Below are 739 nucleotides of genomic sequence, written 5' to 3' on the forward strand. Positions count from 1 at the left end.
CTAGTCTCCAAATTTAGCTGTTTGACACACTAATTATGGCTCTGGCTTTAAGCTAACCCACGAAATTGGAGGCTAGCACCTCGTGGGGGTCATTATGTCTATGTACTTTCTCGAAAATATCCTAGTCAACATGTGGGAATTAGTCGTAAACTTAACTAAGTTAATGGTTTAGGTGATTAAGATGGCATTTTCTGAGATTGAACAAGCGCGCTACAAAAAGGCAGTTGAAAAGTACTTGGATTCTTGTCGTCCACCAGTGGAAATCCGTAATGAAGTCGATATCGATTATCGCTTGGATGGGCAGGTGATTGAAATTTTTGAAATTCGATCCAAATGGAATAATCCATCAGAGAAGGTGGAAGAACCAGTAGCCAAAGTTAAATACTATAAGTCACGTGACGAGTGGAAAATCTATTGGATGAAATCCGATTTAAAGTGGCATTCATATGAACCAATTCCCGAAGTGAAGTTTCTAGAAGTGTTCTTTGAAATCTTAGAAGACGATACTTATGGGTGTTTTTGGGGTTAGCCCCGACCACGTACATAACAAACAATTTAAGAGTGACTCCTAACGCTTGTCGATTTCACTCCGGTTTAAATTTTGTGTTTACGGAGCAATGGTTTAGCTTGGGTGCTATAGCGTTGTCGCACCTTAATTGGGCGTTAGCTTAAGTTCTATTCCGACGGTAGGTTCTGCTTTAATTCTAGTAACATTAAATATGCGCTTTCACCTGACATA

At 39.6% G+C, this 739-nt stretch carries 1 protein-coding gene; it reads left to right on the forward strand.

Annotated features, from left to right (window positions below):
• Positions 1-181 precede the first annotated feature (181 nt).
• Positions 182-529, forward strand: coding sequence for a DUF3024 domain-containing protein (locus F0249_RS20095; protein ID WP_171757658.1), 348 nt, complete (start codon positions 182-184; stop codon positions 527-529).
• The last annotated feature ends 210 nt before the right edge of the window (positions 530-739 follow it).

It is taken from the genome of Vibrio sp. 03-59-1, assembly GCF_013114135.1.
GTDB lineage: Bacteria > Pseudomonadota > Gammaproteobacteria > Enterobacterales > Vibrionaceae > Vibrio > Vibrio cortegadensis.